This window comes from Mycobacterium sp. 1465703.0 (genome assembly GCF_001672975.1).
GTDB lineage: Bacteria > Actinomycetota > Actinomycetes > Mycobacteriales > Mycobacteriaceae > Mycobacterium.
The window spans coordinates 1-874 of sequence record NZ_LZKU01000131.1 but is presented as its reverse complement, the minus strand read 5'-3'; the positions used below and the strand labels follow the sequence as shown (position 1 = coordinate 874).

Annotated in this window: 1 protein-coding gene; it reads left to right on the top strand. The window is 68.4% G+C overall.

Annotated elements, in window-relative coordinates:
• A partial coding sequence (locus A5625_RS11560; RefSeq protein WP_156748140.1) for an AMP-binding protein occupies window positions 1-874 on the top strand: 874 nt, incomplete at both ends.

Sequence of the window (874 nt, the reverse complement as noted above, 5' to 3'; positions counted from 1 at the left end):
GTGCGCGCCACGCACACACCGGGACCCAATTTCGCGCTCGAATACTGCCTGCGCGAGGACAAGCTGCCCGCCGCCGAATTGGCCGGCGTCGACCTGAGCGGTCTCGAATCCATCATGGTGGGGGCAGAGCCGCTGCGCGCCAACACCTTCGCCCGCTTCCGGCAGCGGTTCGCCGAATACGGCCTGCGGCCCGAGGCGCTCACCGGCGCCTACGGCATGGCCGAATTCACCCTGGCCGTGTCGATCCGCGGCCGCCAGACCATCGCGGTGAACAAGCGTGGGCTGGAGAAGAACATCGCTCGTGTCGAAAAGGCGCTGCCCGAAAACAGCAACCAGGTCACGTTGGTCAGCTGCGGCAAGCCCATCGACGGAGCCCTGGTTCGCATCGTCGATCCCGAATCGCGGCAGGCGCTGCCCGAAGGGCGGGTCGGTGAGGTCTGGCTGGCCGGGCCCTCCAAGGGGGCCGGCTACTGGAACCGCCCGGAGCTCACCGCGGAGACATTCGGCGCGCGCGTTGCCGGCGATGACGAGCACACCTACCTGCGGAGCGGTGATCTGGGCTTCCTCTACGAGGGCGAGCTGTTCGCCTGCGGCCGGAGCAAGGACCTGATCATCGTGCGCGGCGTCAACTGCTACCCCTCCGACATCGAGGACGTCGTCGAGCGCACGGCCGCGCAGGTCCGCAAGGGCTGCGTCGCCGCTTTCTCGGTCGAGCACGACGACTCCGAAGCGCTGGTCGTCGTCGCCGAGGTGCGCGACGAGCACAACCTGCCGGATGCCAAGGCGATGGCCCGCGCGATCCGGCGGCACTGCCACATCGATCCGCACACCATTGTGTTCGCACCGCCGCGCAGCATCCCCAAGACCACTTCGG